Raw genomic sequence first — 17178 nt, 5'->3', positions numbered from 1 at the left:
CTTTAACCCTCTATGATTTTAATATGCCGCGTTCCATGGCGATGGCAACGGCCTGTGATCTGGAATCGACGCCAAGTTTATTATACACGCTCGTTAAATGCGCTTTGATCGTACGCTCGGATACATCCATGGCTGCAGCAATTTCTTTGCTTTTATATCCTTTGGATACAAATTGCAGAATCATAAGTTCTTTGTCAGTCAGTGCCAACTTGCTGCTTACCGTGGTGCTTTCGCTTTTGGGCTGCATCTTGGCCTGGATGACCTTCTCCAACATATCCGAGGAGAGCAGCGTTTCACCTCTCACTGCGGATTCAATGCTGCGGAACAGGCTTTCGCGGCTGGTATCCTTAAGCAGATACCCCTTGGCGCCGAGCGCAAGCCCTTTAATCATCAATTCGTCCTCATTATAAGTGGTCAAAATGATGACCGGCACTTCACAGTTTCGATCCTTGAGGATTTGCATCGCTTCCAATCCGCCCATGACCGGCATGTTCAGATCCATCAAAATGATATCCGGCAGCTGTTTCTCCAGCATTTGTACGGCTTGTTTCCCGTTTTCCGCTTCAGCGATGACCTGAAATTGCTCGCCTGTCTCCAGAATAAGCTTGAGACCTTCACGGACCACATAATGATCGTCAACAATCATGATTTTATACGTATTCATCATTCATCATGTACTCCCTCATCCAATGGGATTTCCAATGTAATGCATGTTCCGTCTTCACTGCTGGACAACGTAAGCGTTCCGCCCACTAATCTGGCCCGCTCTTGAATGCCAAGCAATCCGTAATGCCCGGAAAGTTTGCCGATGGTGTCCACGTTAAAGCCGACCCCGTTATCCTTAATCTCAATGGTTAAGGCACCATGCTGATCGGTCACCGTCAATAATACCATGTTCGCCTTGGCGTGCCGAGCAATGTTCGTAAGGCATTCTTTAACGATGTGCAGACTATGCTCCATGATGAGTCTCGTTAAAGGTCTGCTCCATCGAATAGTCGCTTCGATCGGAATGCCGGTAGCATGTTTGAAATGAATCATCTCGTCTTCGATGCTTTCCTTGAAATTCATATCAGACGTTGAGGTTGACCTCAGGTCATCGATGGCCCTTCTTGCCTCAGCCAATGTTCTTCGTGCCTGCGTCAGCGACTGCTGAACAATTTCGTGAGCCCGCTCGGTGCGTCCTTGCGCCAAATGCGCATTCGTCGCTTCCAGCCGCATGATGATTCCCGCAAGTCCTTGTGCGAGCGTATCGTGCAGATCCCTTGCCATACGCTGCCGTTCATTGGAAAGGGTCAGCTCCTCCACCTTTTTATGCGCTTCCTGCAAATCCATGAGAAAGCTTCGAATACGAAGCCGTTCATGCACTTGGCGAAAAAACAACACCGTATACGCGATGACGATAATCAGCATCATAATGAAGATGGGGATAAATAAAAAGAGCTCTTGTCGCTCTCCCACCGTTAAGGCAGAATCAAAAAAGATCATGACACTAATGATGGAAACGAACACGGCTCTTTTGACGCTAAAGGAATATCCGAGCGTTTGCGCAATCAGCGCCGGAAGCAGCCCGATCAGAACAGGCTGATACCCTTCTGGCATAATAATGGCGCAGAAGTAAATCAAAATACTTTGTAAAAAAAAGTATAACCAGAAGTTTTTTTCAAGGAAGCGATAAGAACTGAGATGAAGATAGACATGAATGATAAACAGTAAGGAAAAACACAATGACGAAACGATCATGGGTTCCTTGATCGACTGCATGATTATCGTAGCTGCGTATACCAGTCCAAGCCAGATCAGAATGGGCAGCCTGAACGCAAACAGTTCATTTGTATCCTCTTTATTTTTGAACTTGCCAAACATGAGGTTCCCCCTATAGTCGTCTTATTCCTTTATCATACAACCGATCCACATTTAATACATTGTCTGAACGGGCAAACGCGCTTCCCTTTTGGGCAAAGTGACAGTTAAATAAACGCACTAAAACGCGTGTGTATGTCTTTTTCGGTTATATATAAGCTAAAAAAGCTGCCAGCAGGCAGCTCTTTAGGAAATTCATACGATATTGTGAAAAGGATCGTTCTGTTACTAATTTCTATGGATAAATATCACTTTGTTGTCGTAAGCGGAATACGCAGCTCATCCTGTTTCTGTCTGGTGGTATAGTTGTGCACATACAAATCCAGCTCAGCAGCGTGTACGTTTTTGAACACATCTGTATGCTTGTTTTCGGCATCGTTATAAAACTGTGGCGTCGAATACTGTTTGTCGCCCCCGCTCAGGAAATAGGTTTGGTTGATCCCGCCAAAGGTATCGTCCGTGCTTTCCGAATCGACATACAGATTCCCGTCCTTGCTGTAATAGGTCCACTTGACCGAAAATCCTTCATAATCCATTGTCACCGTCCGGGGTTGTTCTGAAATATTTTGCAAACGGATGGGCACTCCGCTCCCCGCATGTTCGTCTACGCGCTCTTTCGCGATCAATGTCATCGGTTTGTTGACGAGTTCGTCCATGTCCATCAGGATGGAGTCGTTCTGTTCAAACCTCAACTCGGTCTGGTGGGGATCGGGTGTTCCCTCGACATTGACGTAACCGTCCATGATTTTTCCGCCGACCTCCAGTTGATAAGTCCGGTATGGCAATCTGAAGTATTCTTCATCATGGTTCAACGTTACGCGAATCTGCGTTGGCGTCACAACAAGTTCGTTGATGTCCACTTTGGAAGGATGGTCAAACAGCGGTAGGTTCAGTGCCTTCTTAAAAGCCCCAGTCTCCATTTGCTGCCCCGACAAAGACAGATCCAGGCTCCATGTGCCCTCCGTTCGTGCCTGTTCATGTGTGTATGCAAAGGTGAAACGGTTTCCCTGCTGCTGCCATTTCTGTTCATCGAATATCTGCCTGCTGAAGTATTCCCCCGTTGGGCCGTCCGTGCCATAACCCGGGCTTTCTGTTTCTTTGATGAGGCTCTGATCCTTGTCATAGGCCATAATTCTTGCCCAGGTCTGAGCCTTCAATTCGGGTTGAGCAAAGATCACGCTGGATTGAATTCTCGTCTCTCCTTCCGCATGTTTGAAGGACTGCACTTCAACCGATAAAATTCCGTCTTTCTGAATATCGAACCTCTGTGTGCCCGAATCCGCAGGGTCCAACGCAATGGATTGCTGCACATCTTGAAGATAACGTACGTTGGTAATGGAGAATTGAAGCTGTGACTGCGGCTTGTCCATCACCTGCTCTGTTTCGTAATAACCTTGATATACGCCCTGCTCCGCGTTCCACTCCTGATAATAACGTCCTCCAAGCGGCGTCCCGTTGGCGTCTTTAAGCACGATCTCGTCATATCTGATTTCTTGTCCGTTCATGTGTGCTTCCGGCTTTAGCGTATACAACAGAACGGTTCTGTTTTCATCGGTAAAAGCGGTGTGAACCGTTAAAGTAACTCCATGGTTCGTCACGCTTTGTTCGATGACTTGTCCGTAACCGGCCTTTAGCGCGGATTCGATGCCCGATTTGCTGGAAAGGATGCTGCTCCAATCGTATTGGAAGGCCGCATAGACGGGAGTTGCAAGCATGGCAGCCGATAAACCAAGCACGATGGCCGTTCTCGTTTTTGACCTGTTGCGTGAGTCAACGCCCTCAATGCCCATGCGCAACTGATCCTTTTGAATGCTGGCAAACATTTGATCAAAATCAGGATAATTGACGTGGTTTGCATGATTCATATGGTTTTTAACCTTGGTTTCAACGGAGTCCAACATAACTCTCTCCTCTCATGGTGCGTTTTTCGTAACTCTCCATCTTCTTTCGGATCAACTTCAGAGCCTTGTGCAGCCTTGAATTTACCGTCCCTTGGGGTATGCCTAGCGCTGCCGCGATCTCGGCAATGGTAAGATCACCGATAAATCGCAGCGTCATGACGCTGCGCAGCTTGTCCGGCAGCATCTGCAGTTGTTTCTCCAATTCCTCGTTCGAAAATTTGGTCATGACGATGTTGTCCACCGCATCGGTTTTTTGGCTCATCTGGTCGTGCAATGCTTGCAATTGATGCTGCTTGTCATGTTTGACTTTGTTTTTTCGGATCACGTTCAGACACTGGTTCATCGCAATGCGCATAATCCAGCTTTTCAGATAGGTCACGCTTCTCCAGTCCTGGCGGAACACGATGACGAATACGTCGTGGCAAGCGTCTTCCGCATCCTGGCTGTTCTTCAGCATGTACAGGCAGGTACGATAAACATCTTTGCTGTAAGTTTGAAACAGTTCATGCTCGTTCACCCCTGACGCTCCTTTCTGGATGAGATATCTAGTAGACAAGCGAGAGCGAATTTTTCTTCACTTTTTTTATTATATAAGCTGGAACCATTGATTTTTACACCGAGTCACTACGTGGTCAGAACCATCTTCCGATCGCTGTTATCCCCAGATTTTTGTGATCCCCTTATTTCAAGGGCAAAATCCGGTGATAAGCTTATGCTTACGATGCAGCTTTCTTTCAGAAAGCTTTTAGAACGCTTCGCTTCTCCAGATTCTTTCTGACCTCTCCGTTTTGGTGTAAATGTCTAATTCAATCTATATATGCCATGATAATGGTAGAGGGTATATTTGCTTTTTTGAAAGGAGTGTGGCACATCATGCGGTTTTTCGATGGGCGTGGGAATGTGTATGGATTCGTAATATGATGAGCGGAGATTGTTTTTTCTGTTGTGAATTTTTCATATATTGTAATAATATAAATAGCGATTAAAAAAGGTGAAACCAGCCCAATTTTACGCCGGTTTCACCTTCGTTGTTGGAATAATTAATCGATTAATTCCACATTCCCCTATATTTTAACAAAAACAAGGTGAAAGAAAGTTAATGATGGTGCCTCCCAATGCGCCGGCAACAACCACGACCCACGGCGGTACTTTCCAAAAAACGAGCATCAGAAATAAAAAGGATGCCAGTGCAAAATCAACAGGGGCCACAATCGCCGTAGTCCAAAGCGGATCATACAGCGCCGCCAACAGGATGCCTACAACGGCTGCGTTAATCCCGGTTAAAGCTCCTTGCATTTTTGAGCTTTTGCGTAAAGAATTCCAGAAGGGCAGTGCACCTACGACCAAAAGAAAAGCAGGCAAAAATATAGCGAGCGTGGCAATCAAAGCGCCTGTAAACCCGCTTATCATTGTTCCCAAATATCCAGCAAAGGTGAATAGTGGTCCAGGTACAGCCTGTGCCGCACCATACCCTGCCAAAAAGTCGGACTCGCTGACCAGACCTGTAGGGACGACTTCACGTTCCAACAGCGGAAGAACGACGTGACCACCGCCAAACACAAGCGCTCCCGATCGGTAGAAGCGATCAAAGAAAGACAGCCAGCCCGAGCGATCCAACGGGCTAAGCCACGGGAGAAGAATAAGAAGTCCAACAAAGGCAGCTATACAGAAAAGGGCGAATTTACGGCTAACGGGTACGGACAAGTCTGTCATCTCAGAAGTTGCTGTTTTACGATATTGCATCATTCCAAGGATGCCTGCAATAACAATCATCAGGATTTGAGTGAAGGCCGTTTGCCACAAGAGGATTACGGAAGCGGTAACCATAGCAAGGGTTGCCCTGCTGCGGTCAGGCGTCAGTTTTTGCCCCATCCCAAGCACGGCTTGTGCGACAATGGCAACAGCAACGATTTTAAGACCATGAATCCAGCCTGCACTTCCAATATCCATCCCTTGCAAAAGGAGAGCGAACAACATCAGAGCAATGACTGATGGAAGCGTAAAACCCAGCCAGGCCGTCAATCCCCCAAGCAATCCGGCACGGATGACGCCAATGCCAATCCCTACTTGACTGCTGGCAGGGCCAGGCAAAAACTGACACAATGCTACTAAATCCGCATAACTACGTTCATCCATCCACTTTCGGCGGCGCACGTATTCCTCATGAAAATACCCCAGATGGGCAATCGGTCCTCCGAATGAAGTCAGGCCGAGTTTGGTGGATACGGTCAACACTTCAAGAAGTGCTTTGAGTTTGCTTTTCGGTTCATGCGGGGTTACGACTTTATTGTTTTCCACGCGTTTTTGATTCCTCCTGTACCATTCGTTTGCAGGATCCGATTCATTTCACAGTGTCGGAGAAGTAAATCTATTCCCTTTTCCCGACAATATAAAGCGCAAAAAACATACACACGTTAACGGAGAGACAGAACCGATCTGAAGAAGCAAAGCGTGCGCTAAAAGCTTTCTGAAAGAAAGCTGCATCGGAAGCATAGGCTTATCACCGGATTTTCCCTTTTGAAAAAGGGATTCAAAAAAATCTGGGGATAATGGCGCTCGGAAGATGGTACTGTACTCGCAGTGCCCTAGTGTGATTGATTAGTACGGTTTATATACCCACATTATAACGATCATTTTCGCATTCCATTTTAACTCGGGGTTAAATAAAGTGGATAAAGCTTCATAACCGCAAACAAAAAGCCCGGTTCATCACCGGACTTAAATGGCAGCCTAAATGGGATTGCATTTTTTAAAGGTCTGTCCGCGAATTCAGCAGCTCGGCAGCAATTTGCGTACGGTTCTTTAGGCCCGTCTTTTGCAGCATCGCATTCAGATGTTTCTTGACGGCCGCTTCGCTAATAAACAGCGAGCCGGCAATTTCCTTATTCGTGGACCCGCTGGCAATGCGTTCGGCTACTTCAAGCTCCCGCGGGGTTAGTCGGCTTATCAGGGAGCCCTCCGCTTTTCGTCGAGCCGAATGAGGATGTTCTTTCATTGAACCATTTTCCGTTCGTAAACTTGCCGTCTTCTCCAAAAATGCGTGCAGCTTGTTCCCACGGGTATCCAAACGGTACGCTGCGGCCTGAACGCCGCCGTTGTAAACATAAGGACATTCTATGCCGAGTAAGGGTTCAAAGCCCATGCTGATATGGGAATCCCGGTAAAAGGGCAATGCCGGAGGGCAAGCGATGAGCAAAGTCCCTGATAAAACGTGTTCCATGATCAGATTAACGCTGTCCGAACGCAATTCGCGGCTTTCCGGGTCCATCACATCTACGGCGAATATAAATTTGCATGTCTCGTTCTCCTGCGGATCATGTGCCTCCGTTAACAAACGGAAGCAAGGAGCCGAAAGCGGGTTCCGCAGTAAATACGGCAGCGTATCGGCCCGAACGGACAGCATTGCCGCCAGCCCGAGAACGTCGCCATCCGGTCCCCGCAGCAGACGGAACGAATCCAGCCCAAATGCGGTCAATTCGGCTGGATGCCATCCGGTTAACCGGAGCAGGCTCTCTTGCCCCGTCAACTCATATCGGAACCACTCATCACTGTCCGGATCGGAGCATACGATTCTGGCCGTCTTGGCCGCGGCTTTCCGCCGTTCGATATACTTCTCCATTTCCGGCAGTGTCTGCTCCGTCACCGGCTCCCAATAATTTGCCGAGCTGCGATTGTACCGAAAATGTGCGCGCAGAATCGGATGGCCGGTGTGGCTGATCAACTCGTATATATCCGCAGCGGCGCTTGACCCCCCCTCCATTTTTGAACGGATCCGTTCGTTAAGAACCGCGATCAGCCGCTCAAGGTACAGCGCGAACGTATCCGGCTGCCGTTCCCGAAAACTCTGCCGGGCAGCGTCACGGACAAGGTCATGCAGCTGCCATCCTCTCGCAGAGCTTCCGACAAAGGAAAGCTTGATCAAACGTTCGAATACTTCGCGAGGCAGCTCTGCCTCCATCATCCGCTGCAGCATTTCGAGATCGAAGCTCCGTGGAACGGATGCCGCATATACCAAGGACCGGAGCGTTTCGTCAGGCACCTCCTCAAGCCAATATTGCAGCAGTTCCGCGTGCGTTTCCCGCTTAGCGCTGCTGCGGAATTGGCCGCTTCCCGTATTGACAGCGAGCAGCGACAAGGAAAGCGGATGCCCTGATGAGATCAGCCACAGCCGGTCGATCAACGACTCGTCCGTGATTCCCTGCCGCCGGAGATAGGTCCTAGCCTCCTCATACTGCAATTCGGTCAGCGGAAGATTAACGATCAGCCTCCTCCATAACGAAGACAGCTTCCAGGGGCCGCCCAGCGGGTACCTCCCCGCAATGACGATCAGCAGGTCGGACCGGAGAAGGGGGAAAAAGGTTTCACGGAGCCAAGAATCAATGCTTCCGGCCTCCTCGTATTGATCCAGTGCGAGCACGATCCTTTTTCCCGCTGTGCTGTTGTGGAGATGCTCGATAATTCGTTCTGCAGTCACTGTCCCCATAGGTCTTTGCCCATCCGAGTCCAGTCTGGACGCCAGATCCTGCATAAAAAGGTCCGGGCTGCCCATATAATCCTGCATGTCCATCCGCACGAACCCGGCACCGACATTGTCCGCCAAGCGGCTAAAGCGCGTCAGCAGCGTGGTTTTGCCGATTCCGCCCGTGCCGTGCACGTTTAATATTTGTGCCGTTCCCTCCCTGCCGGCTTCCAGCATCCTGCCGAAATATTGGCATTCGAAGGCTCTCCCCGTAAATTCCTCGGCACCAAGCCTGATCATGACATCCCTTATCGTTTCCATGTTCGGTACGCTCCCGGTTAAATTATTAGCCAAAAGTATACTATCAAAGTAACAGGATGGGTAGTACTCTCCTTCGTTTCCGCATGTTACCGTGTAAATGAAGGGAGTGAATGTGCATGAATCCAACGGATCGTGAACGTTTGTTAAAGAGAGACCGAATCAGCGGATCGGAGATACTGCTGCGCACCCTGCTTCTTGAAGGGGTTGAATGTGTCTTCGGGTATCCTGGGGGCGCCGTGCTGTATATATATGATGCGATGCATGGAAACCCGGATTTCAAGCATATCCTGACCAGACATGAACAAGGAGCCATTCACGCCGCAGACGGATACGCCCGCTCCACTGGCAGGACAGGAGTTTGTCTGGCAACATCGGGACCTGGTGCAACGAATCTGATCACCGGCATTGCGACCGCTCATATGGACAGCATTCCGCTGGTCGTTATAACCGGCAATGTGGCTACGTCGCTGCTCGGCACCGACGCTTTCCAAGAAGCCGATATCGTCGGTATGACCCTGCCGGTGACCAAACACAGCTATATGGTACGTACGGCGGATGAACTGCCCCGAGTGCTTCGTGAAGCGTTTCATTTGGCCAATTCCGGACGAAAAGGACCGGTGCTGGTCGATATCCCGAAAGACGTTTCCGCTGAGATGACAGAGTTTATATATCCTGAGGAAATCTCCATACGGGGCTACCAACCGCTTCCCTTTGTCCGACCGGATCAAATCGGCAGGTTGGCCGCCGTTCTGCGGAGTGCCAGGAAACCGCTCATTCTGGCGGGGGCAGGCATTATCCACGCCGGGGCTGAACAGGCGCTGTCGGAACTGGCTCGTCACTGCGGCATCCCGGTGACGACCACGCTGCTCGGAATCGGGGGATTTCCTTCCGATGATCCTCTTTCGCTCGGCATGGCAGGCATGCATGGAACGGTTACCGCCAACCGGGCTTTATTGCAGTGCGACTTGCTTGTCGCCGTTGGTTCCCGGTTTGATGACCGGGTGACCATGAGGCTTGACGGCTTTGCTCCGCAGGCGGTCATTGCCCACATCGACATTGACGCCGCCGAGATTGGCAAGCTGGTGCCTTCGTCCATCTCGGTTACGGGGGATGCCTGTACGGTACTCCGCGCACTGCTTGATGAGCTGCGGGCAGATTCAGGTACGTACGGCCATGCCAACCAAACCGCATCGTGGGTTTCCGAGCTGAACCGGATGAAAATGCTTCACCCGCCGCGTTACCGCAAAGACGGACAGGAACTGAAGCCCCAATATGTCATCGAGATGATTGCCGAAACCACCGGGGGCGAAGCCATTATCACGACGGACGTCGGACAGCACCAAATGTGGACCGCGCTGTTCGGCCGCTTTAACCACCCCCGTACGCTGATCACTTCAGGCGGCCTCGGTACGATGGGATTCGGCTTTCCCGCTGCGATTGGCGCTCAAATCGGTAATCCCGGGCGCACTGTCATATCGATCAATGGCGACGGCGGAATGCAGATGTGCGCACAGGAACTGGCGGTGTGCGCCATCCACCAAATCCCGGTGAAGATTGTTGTGATCAACAATCGCACGCTGGGCATGATCAAACAGTGGCAGGAGCTTGTCTATGAAGGACGCCACAGCCATATCGATTTGTCCGGCAGTCCGGATTTCGTCAAACTCGCGGAAGCTTACGGCATAACGGGATTAAGGGCGCAGAACCCAGAGGAAGCACAACGGGTGTGGCAGCTTGCAATGGAAACGGAAGGACCTGTTCTGATCGATTTTGTAGTCGATCGGGATGAGCTAGTATATCCTATGGTGCCGCAAGGGATGGCGCTGAGCGATATGATGACGGGGGAAGAGATAACCAATGGATAGACATACCATTTCCGTATTGACCAATGATCATCCGGGGGTGCTGCAGCGGGTCGCCAACTTATTCAGCCGCAGAGGATATAATATCGAGAGTATTACGGTAGGCGGCTGTGAGCTCGAAGGTTTGTCGCGGATGACGATCGTCGCCGCGGGCAACCGTCAAATGCGCGATCAGCTGATCTTGCAGTTGAGCAAGCTGGTCGACGTAATCCAAGTCCATTCGCTTGATCCCGCTCCCAAGCTGTCGCGGGAATTGATGCTCGTGAAGCTGAAGGCGTTGCCTGTCCAGCGGCAGGAAATTGGCTCGATCGCGGAAACGTTTCGATGCACCATTGCCGACGTCGGTCTGGACGCGCTCGTTGTGCAGGTTGTCGGCGAGATGGCGCAAAACAATGCCCTGCTTCAGCTTCTCGAGCCATATGGCCTGCTTGAGCTGACACGAACCGGGGAAACCGCGATGAGCCGGCCGTAAGTTGGATGACAAAAGGCAGCCAAGGACAAGCATTTGTCCTTGACTGCCTCCTCGGCTAACAGCTATCGTCCTTTAAAGGCACGGGAACCAAGTTCCTGTCCTCAACATATAAAAATCGGCAGGACGGTCCCTTTTTTTCAAAGTGTCCATCTTGAGGGTTACCATTCACTTTTTTGCGGGGATTACTAGCAGTGGCTCCCAGGTCAATCCTTCCTCGCCCATTTTTTTGCGCTGGTCGGAAATGTTTTGCAGCGTTTCATTACGCTGCTTCTCGAGCGCCTGGATGGTTTCCAGATAAAGCTTCTGAATCTTCAGATCGGCGGATGCGACCTTTTCGGCGATCTCCTTTTTGTAAGCCGCAGTATCCCTGGAAATTTGGGCGGTATAGTCTTTATACAGTTTGCTGTATTGCTGCTGTGCTTTGGATTTGCTGATCTTTCCGATCGAATAACGATACATCGGGCTGGTGAGGTAGTCAGTGCTGGAGTTTTTCATTAAAAGATACATCGGGCTGGTGAGGTAACGATCCGATACCGTTTTTTTCAGCGCAAAAGCGGGACTGGTTAAACTGTCTGGATCAACCGCTTTTTTATATTCGGCCATGTAGCTGGTCAGTGCGTTCTCGTTGATTGCGCGGTCATATATGCCCATCGTGCTGCTCAGGGAATTGCGGTTGGCCGCCCGGGAGTAAAGACCCATGGGGCTGCTGAGCGAGTTCGGATTGATATCGCGTTCGTACTGATTCAATGCATCCCGCAGCTCGCGGTTATCCCCGTATTTTTCCGTAAGTTTCGCCAAATCCGCCTTCAGCCATTCGTTCCACTTTTTTTGGTCTTCCAAAACAATGCTTTCCAGTTCGTCCAGGCGGCTGTTTTGTTTCTGAAGATAGGCTTTGTATGTATCCGTCGCCTTTTTCATATAAGCGTTATAATTTGAGACCGTTTTCTTGTTATATGCCTTGTATTTGTCCCATATCTGGTTGATCCATTTGCTGTCTGCAGCCTGGGCGGAACCCGCCGGCAGAAGGGCCAGGGACATCAGCAGCAAGCTTAAGGCCAGCAGCCCACCTCTTCGTAGAATGGTGCCTTTCCTCTTCTCGGTACCCGTCATCTTGTATTTCTCCTTCCAAGCGAATGTGATTAGAATCAAGGATATTTTATCCAAATCTGCCTCCTGTTCCAATAGTTCTATTGAACCTTCCTAAAAAAATACCTGATTTGGCGACTTCACCTCGATCCACACGCCCCATTCAAAAAAACCTCGGCATTACGATGATCGCAACGACAAGCACCAGCACAACGATCAAGGTTCCCTTCCACCCCAAACCGCGCATCAGTTCCGACAGGCTGCCGCCCGCAGCCCGATCCATACCGTCCTTAAATACCACCATCGGAGAATCTTTACGTTGTTCTTCTTGAATTAAACGTTCCCTCATGTATTCCGGCGTTTCCTTGTTTTCACTCACCTTGATCCCTCCCTTAACTGCTCCTTATACTCTGTGGGACTGAAACCGGTGTATTCCTTGAACACTTTGGAGAAGTAATGTTGATCGCTGAATGCCAGCAAATCGGACAGCTCCCTGAATTTCATGTGCGGTTTGCTCTCCATCAGCCGGCATGCTTCTTTGATTTTCAACCCTGTATAATACTGAACAAACGTACTCTGGGTAAAGTTTTTAATGACTCTGCTAATATATGACGGACTCACGTGAAATTTTACGGCAAGGTCATTGATCGACAATGACGAGTATCGGTTCATTTTCATATATTCGTCAATCTGTTCGAACAGCACCTCCCTGCTTTTGCGGGAATGCGATTGCAGCATGTCGAAGCATTGTCCCGTCCACGCCATGAACGCAATGCCAAAATCGGCATAATTCGTTTCTTCAAGCAGCTGTTTAGCACGTGCTTCAAGACCAAGCCGAATCCCCGACCCCCGCTCCTCCAGCAAATGGGCAAACGTATCGACCAATAAACCGATGAATCGTTCCAGCTCCGCCAGCTGTACATTATGTTCCTTCCATTTCACCAGCAGCTCGGACAGCTTCAGTTGAAAACGTTCCTTCTGATTCCGTTGGATCATGCGCACAACGTCCGTTTCCGGAGCGATGCCCATGCTTCCTGTTTCCGAACGGGCAAGCGAAACGGGATTCCCCGTGTCCAGCGCACATCCCTGATTGATCCGCTGCTGCTCCCCAATAATTCCGGAGATCCGATGGTATAACTCCGGCAATCTGCCGGATTCGCCGGTTAACAGCTGTCCTCCGATCATTACGTCCATGCCCTGCTTCGATAAGTGCCGCCGAACGGATTCGAGGCACTCATACACGGATGAGTAACGATCCAGAACAGCACGGTTTACGAACGCAATGATTTGTTGCGAGCTCTGCGCCGGAAACGCCTTGCAAGGATAAGGAGCCAAATATTCCGTCAGCGCATACAGGATCGTCTCTCTTCCCCACTGTTGGCCGCCGCCTGTGAAAGGCTGTCTGCGAAGAACAAACATCACCTGTCCGACCAAGGACAGGTCTTCTCCCAGCTTGAAGTTCGCGTATAACTCGGGGGCTACGATATCCTTCAACAGCTCCGCATCATTGGGCATTTGCCGGTTCAACTGGTCGATGACGCGAGCCATGACCTCTTCCAGCGCTTTGCGATCCACCGGTTTGAGCAAATAATCAAACACCTGCAGATTCAACGCTTTGCGCGTATATTCAAAATCGCTATAACCACTGATCAGCACCACTTTAAGATTCGGGTGCAGTTGTTTGACCTGTTCAATCAATGATAATCCGTCCATTTTGGGCATCCGGATATCCGTCAGCAATATATGAATGGACTCATGGCGTATCGCCTCAAGCGCCTCCTCTCCATTCGTTGCCGTGGCGACGACCCGAAGCGGCATGTCGAGCGCATCCAACAGGGTCTTAATGTTGCGCAAGATCGGTTTGCTGTCCTCTACAATGATGACGTTGTACATCTCTTCCGCCTCCTACTCTTGGTAAAAATCTTGGCTCATGGAGCCAATAATCTGTACCGTTGCGCCTTTTTCCTGATCAGAATGGTGATTGAAAATATTAAACATAAGCCGATTGGCATACATCAGCTGGAGCCGGTTGACGCTGTTGACGATCCCCATGTTGCCCAGCCCGGTATGCCGGCTTTGTCTTTGACTCGCATTCGAAGCGTTCTCTCGAATATTGTTCATAATTTCCTGTATTTTCTCCGCCCTGAATCCGTCCCCGTTGTCTCTGATCTCCAAAGCCCATAAACCGTTGAATTGTTTTACGGTAATCCGGATGCTCCAAGGAGGAGCCGTATTCATAAATGCATGCTCAATGCAATTTTCGACAAAGGGCTGAATCACCAGTCTCGGCAATTGAATTTCGTTGGACAAATCGTCCGATACGATCTCCCATTCCAAATCTTCCTCGTACTTCTGTTGAACCAACGACAAGTAATGCCTCGTATGTTCAAGCTCATCGGCTAAAGTCACATGCGCGTATGGAGAAGATACGATATAACGCAAGCTGTCCGACAAATGTTTGCACATATCGGAAACAACGTTCGTTTTGCCCTCTTGGGCTGCAATGCTGATGAGGTATAACACATTATGAATGAAATGAGGTGCGATCTGCGCCTGAAGCGCCGAATTCCGGGCCATGACTTCTTCATGCAGCGCCACTTTCTCCCGGTCGATCGATTGCTGCAGCCGCTGCATCAAATCCTGGAAGGCTTCATTCAGCAGCAGCAAATCGTTATTTTTGGGACGATCGTCAACCTTTAAATTCATATTGCTATAATTGATGCGCCAGATCTGGCTGCGAAGCTTGCGGATGGGAAGCAGCAGGTTCCGCGTCGAAACTAAAATGTACACAAAAGAAACCAGCATAAGGGAAGTAATGAGCAGGATCGAAATCAGCTGCACCGAATTCACCGATCCAAATACGGATTTTCTCGGTGTAACGATATACGTAATCCATCCCGAATGCAACGATTGGGAATGCGTTATGTAATTGCCTTGCTCATCGACATCCAGCCCCTCGGACGACGACGGTTCAATTTGTTTCACTTGCTGAGCGCCCTCATCCAAGCCGGTCATCTGCTCTCCGTATTGATTAAGGATATAGACCTCTCCAGCCGTTACTCCTTCGGTCAGCTTTTGCACGTAATCCTGGTCCATCTGAATGTTCAGATAACCGTATATTGTGCCATTCTGATCATTGATGGAGCGGATGAACGAAATGGTGTCCGCATGCCGGAGCAACACGAATCCGCTGCCTGACCACTGCCGCCCCGCCTCACTGCCCTCCAGCGTCCGCTGCAAGGACAACTCCCGATTGGTTGCTCCCAAGTACGAAGTAAGCATGACCCCTCTTGGATCATAAATGGACATGTCCTTGATATTCATGCTAGGCCCAATCGCTTGAAACATGATATCTTTTAACTTGCGAATTTGCTTTAGTCTCTCATAGCTGTTCTGGGCCTCATAGCTTTTGTCCATGGTAGCGAAAATGTCTTTATTCGACAGCAGCCGCTGTGACAGCTGGTTCTGATGATCAATATAAAGGTCGACCTGCTCCCTGACTTTGGTCGCCGTCATCAACATATCCTGAACCGTTTTTTCTTTAAGAGGCCGGATGACCACGACATTGACGTACACCAGGAAACAACCCAGCACAAACAACAGCAGTGCCAGAAACGTCAGAAACACCTTGGTTTGCAAACTGAATTGCGTTGCGCGATGCATGAACTTGGCCACTTGCGAGACCGCCTCCCGTTCTGTCTTGTTGTCGAATCCGTTTGCATTCATTCCTTACTGTATCACGAGTGATCATGAAATGATAGCGATTTCAAGTTCAGAATTTTACACATCAACGCTCAACCACAGACATGTACCCTGCATGGAGGAAAACGTATAATCAGGTCTGTAAGCGGATTCAATCAAACGTTTTAGAGGGGGATTTGCATTGAAGATTCATCAAAGAAAAAAAACGGCGTCCGTTCTTCTGGCCGGATTATTGTCCATCGCGTTGACGGCATGCGGCTCGGGTAGCTCGGATTCAGGATCGTCCGCAGGCGGCGAAAGCAAAGGTGGCAAAGTCACGCTGGAGCTGGCCATCTCCAAAAGCTCTCAAGATTCGGCCTTTATCCAGCAGGACATTTTGGACGAATTCGAAAAGCAAACCAACATCGCCGTGAATTTGCAGCTTATTCCGGCCGAACAAACGACGACCGTCCTGCAAACCAAGCTGGCCGTGGATGAAACGCCGGATATTATTCAATACAACCTGGCCAGCGCCGTTACGGACTTAAACCTGGAACGCAACTTCGAAATTCTGGATAACGAGCCTTGGGCAAGCAGAATCGTGAACAAAGACGTTCTGTCTGCAGGCGGCCATATTTACAGCTTCCATGTCAGCCAGGATACGGGTATGCAAGGCGTTGTGTACAACAAACAGATCTTTGCCGACCTGGGCTTGTCGATCCCGAAAAATTTTGATCAATTCCTGGAAGTCAGCGAAAAAATCAAAGCGAGCGGCATTACGCCGGTCTTTATGCCATATAAAGACGCTTGGGCAGCCAACATCTGGCCTGCGGCAGCCTTTGCCGATTTTGTGTCCAAAAATGATCCGACCTTCTTCGATGACTTGAACAGCAACAAAAGAAAATGGTCTGACATCCCGGAATTCAAAACCTTCCTGGAACAGCAGTACGAAGTGTATAAAAAAGGGTACACCAACGCAGACGTGCTTAGCGACAGTTACGACATGGCGGTTGGCAAGTTCCTGAACAAGGAAGTCGCCATGATGTTTATGGGTGACTGGTTGATCGAAGGCGTGGCCCAGCAAGACCCGAGCATGGAATTGGGCGTATTCCCGATCCCTTCATCCGAAGATGCTAGCCTGGGAGCAAGCCCACTCGGCGGTCAGCTGTTCATTCCGAAAAAAGCGAAACATTTGGAAGAAGCCAAAAAGTTTCTGGACTTCATCGCTTCCAAAGACGTAGCGCAGAAAATCGTAGATTCCAAAGGCTACGTATCCAATCTCAGCGACGTAACGACGCCGGAGCTGCCGGCTTACAAACAAGACATCGTAGACAACTACATTACGCCGAAGAAAACCGTGCTGACGACGGATGCATACATGCTGGTTGACCGCAGCGAGCTGTACCGTTTGCTGCAGGATCAGTTTGCCGGCGGCATGACGCCGGAAGAAGTGCTCAAAGCATGGGATGAGAAATTCAGTCAACTGATGCAAGACAAAGGCGTAGCCGGTTTCTAAGAGAGCGAAATAAAGGGCAG

13 protein-coding genes are annotated in these 17178 nt (G+C 49.8%); 3 read left to right on the top strand and 10 right to left on the bottom strand.

The features are described 5' to 3' along the window. Positions 1-10 precede the first annotated feature (10 nt). The 6 genes from MKY59_RS14095 to MKY59_RS14070 all read right to left on the bottom strand — a co-directional run bounded on the left by MKY59_RS14095 (position 11) and on the right by MKY59_RS14070 (position 8541). Complete coding sequence (locus MKY59_RS14095) at positions 11-664, bottom strand: response regulator transcription factor (protein ID WP_339278391.1); 654 nt, start codon at positions 662-664, stop codon at positions 11-13. Then, positions 664-1863, bottom strand: coding sequence for a sensor histidine kinase (locus tag MKY59_RS14090; protein ID WP_339278089.1), 1200 nt, complete (start codon positions 1861-1863; stop codon positions 664-666). The genes MKY59_RS14095 and MKY59_RS14090 overlap by 1 nt, the downstream gene beginning before the upstream one ends. A gap of 245 nt (positions 1864-2108) precedes the next feature. Further along, entirely contained in the window at positions 2109-3761 is a 1653-nt protein-coding gene (locus tag MKY59_RS14085; protein ID WP_339278088.1) for a DUF4179 domain-containing protein, read from the bottom strand. After that, positions 3745-4278 carry a sigma-70 family RNA polymerase sigma factor gene (locus MKY59_RS14080; protein WP_339278087.1) on the bottom strand — a complete coding sequence of 178 codons (534 nt, stop codon included), beginning with the start codon at positions 4276-4278 and terminating at the stop codon, positions 3745-3747. The genes MKY59_RS14085 and MKY59_RS14080 overlap by 17 nt, the downstream gene beginning before the upstream one ends. Positions 4279-4832: 554 nt before the next feature. After that, positions 4833-6059, bottom strand: coding sequence for a chromate transporter (locus MKY59_RS14075; RefSeq protein ID WP_339278086.1), 1227 nt, complete (start codon positions 6057-6059; stop codon positions 4833-4835). Between the two features lie 451 nt (positions 6060-6510). Next, complete coding sequence (locus MKY59_RS14070) at positions 6511-8541, bottom strand: LuxR C-terminal-related transcriptional regulator (protein WP_339278085.1); 2031 nt, start codon at positions 8539-8541, stop codon at positions 6511-6513. 116 nt (positions 8542-8657) lie between these two features. Here MKY59_RS14070 and ilvB point away from each other — a divergent pair, with 116 nt between their 5' ends. Continuing rightward, positions 8658-10406, top strand: coding sequence for a biosynthetic-type acetolactate synthase large subunit (gene ilvB / locus MKY59_RS14065; RefSeq protein ID WP_339278084.1), 1749 nt, complete (start codon positions 8658-8660; stop codon positions 10404-10406). Next, positions 10399-10875, top strand: coding sequence for an acetolactate synthase small subunit (ilvN, locus tag MKY59_RS14060; RefSeq protein WP_339278083.1), 477 nt, complete (start codon positions 10399-10401; stop codon positions 10873-10875). Before ilvB ends, ilvN begins: the two co-directional genes overlap by 8 nt. Positions 10876-11040: 165 nt before the next feature. Here ilvN and MKY59_RS14055 read toward each other — a convergent pair whose 3' ends face one another. From MKY59_RS14055 to MKY59_RS14040, 4 genes are all read right to left on the bottom strand, one after another. Further along, positions 11041-12039 carry a hypothetical protein gene (locus tag MKY59_RS14055; protein WP_339278082.1) on the bottom strand — a complete coding sequence of 333 codons (999 nt, stop codon included), beginning with the start codon at positions 12037-12039 and terminating at the stop codon, positions 11041-11043. Between the two features lie 85 nt (positions 12040-12124). Continuing rightward, positions 12125-12340, bottom strand: coding sequence for a DUF6366 family protein (locus tag MKY59_RS14050; protein WP_339278081.1), 216 nt, complete (start codon positions 12338-12340; stop codon positions 12125-12127). Next, on the bottom strand, positions 12337-13854 hold the full coding sequence (locus MKY59_RS14045) for a response regulator (RefSeq protein ID WP_339278080.1): 1518 nt from the start codon (positions 13852-13854) through the stop codon (positions 12337-12339). The genes MKY59_RS14050 and MKY59_RS14045 overlap by 4 nt, the downstream gene beginning before the upstream one ends. Positions 13855-13866: 12 nt before the next feature. Next, positions 13867-15636, bottom strand: a complete 1770-nt coding sequence (locus MKY59_RS14040) for a histidine kinase (RefSeq protein WP_339278079.1) — start codon at positions 15634-15636, stop codon at positions 13867-13869. Positions 15637-15844: 208 nt separating this feature from the next. Between MKY59_RS14040 and MKY59_RS14035 the strand changes: the two genes are divergently transcribed. Continuing rightward, positions 15845-17158: an ABC transporter substrate-binding protein gene (locus MKY59_RS14035; protein WP_339278078.1), complete on the top strand. Its 1314-nt coding sequence runs from the start codon at positions 15845-15847 to the stop codon at positions 17156-17158. Positions 17159-17178 lie beyond the last annotated feature (20 nt).

It is taken from the genome of Paenibacillus sp. FSL W8-0426 (assembly GCF_037969725.1).
GTDB classification, from domain to species: domain Bacteria; phylum Bacillota; class Bacilli; order Paenibacillales; family Paenibacillaceae; genus Paenibacillus; species Paenibacillus hubeiensis.
This window is presented reverse-complemented; position numbering and strand designations above follow the sequence as displayed.

Excerpts from the sequence above, each read along its gene's own strand:
- MKY59_RS14095 (WP_339278391.1), bottom strand. The coding sequence starts at position 664 with ATGAATACGTATAAAATCATGATTGTTGACGATCATTATGTGGTCCGT.
- MKY59_RS14090 (WP_339278089.1), bottom strand. The coding sequence starts at position 1,863 with ATGTTTGGCAAGTTCAAAAATAAAGAGGATACAAATGAACTGTTTGCG.
- MKY59_RS14085 (WP_339278088.1), bottom strand. The coding sequence starts at position 3,761 with ATGTTGGACTCCGTTGAAACCAAGGTTAAAAACCATATGAATCATGCA.
- MKY59_RS14070 (WP_339278085.1), bottom strand. The coding sequence starts at position 8,541 with ATGGAAACGATAAGGGATGTCATGATCAGGCTTGGTGCCGAGGAATTT.
- ilvB (WP_339278084.1), top strand. The coding sequence starts at position 8,658 with ATGAATCCAACGGATCGTGAACGTTTGTTAAAGAGAGACCGAATCAGC.
- ilvN (WP_339278083.1), top strand. The coding sequence starts at position 10,399 with ATGGATAGACATACCATTTCCGTATTGACCAATGATCATCCGGGGGTG.
- MKY59_RS14045 (WP_339278080.1), bottom strand. The coding sequence starts at position 13,854 with ATGTACAACGTCATCATTGTAGAGGACAGCAAACCGATCTTGCGCAAC.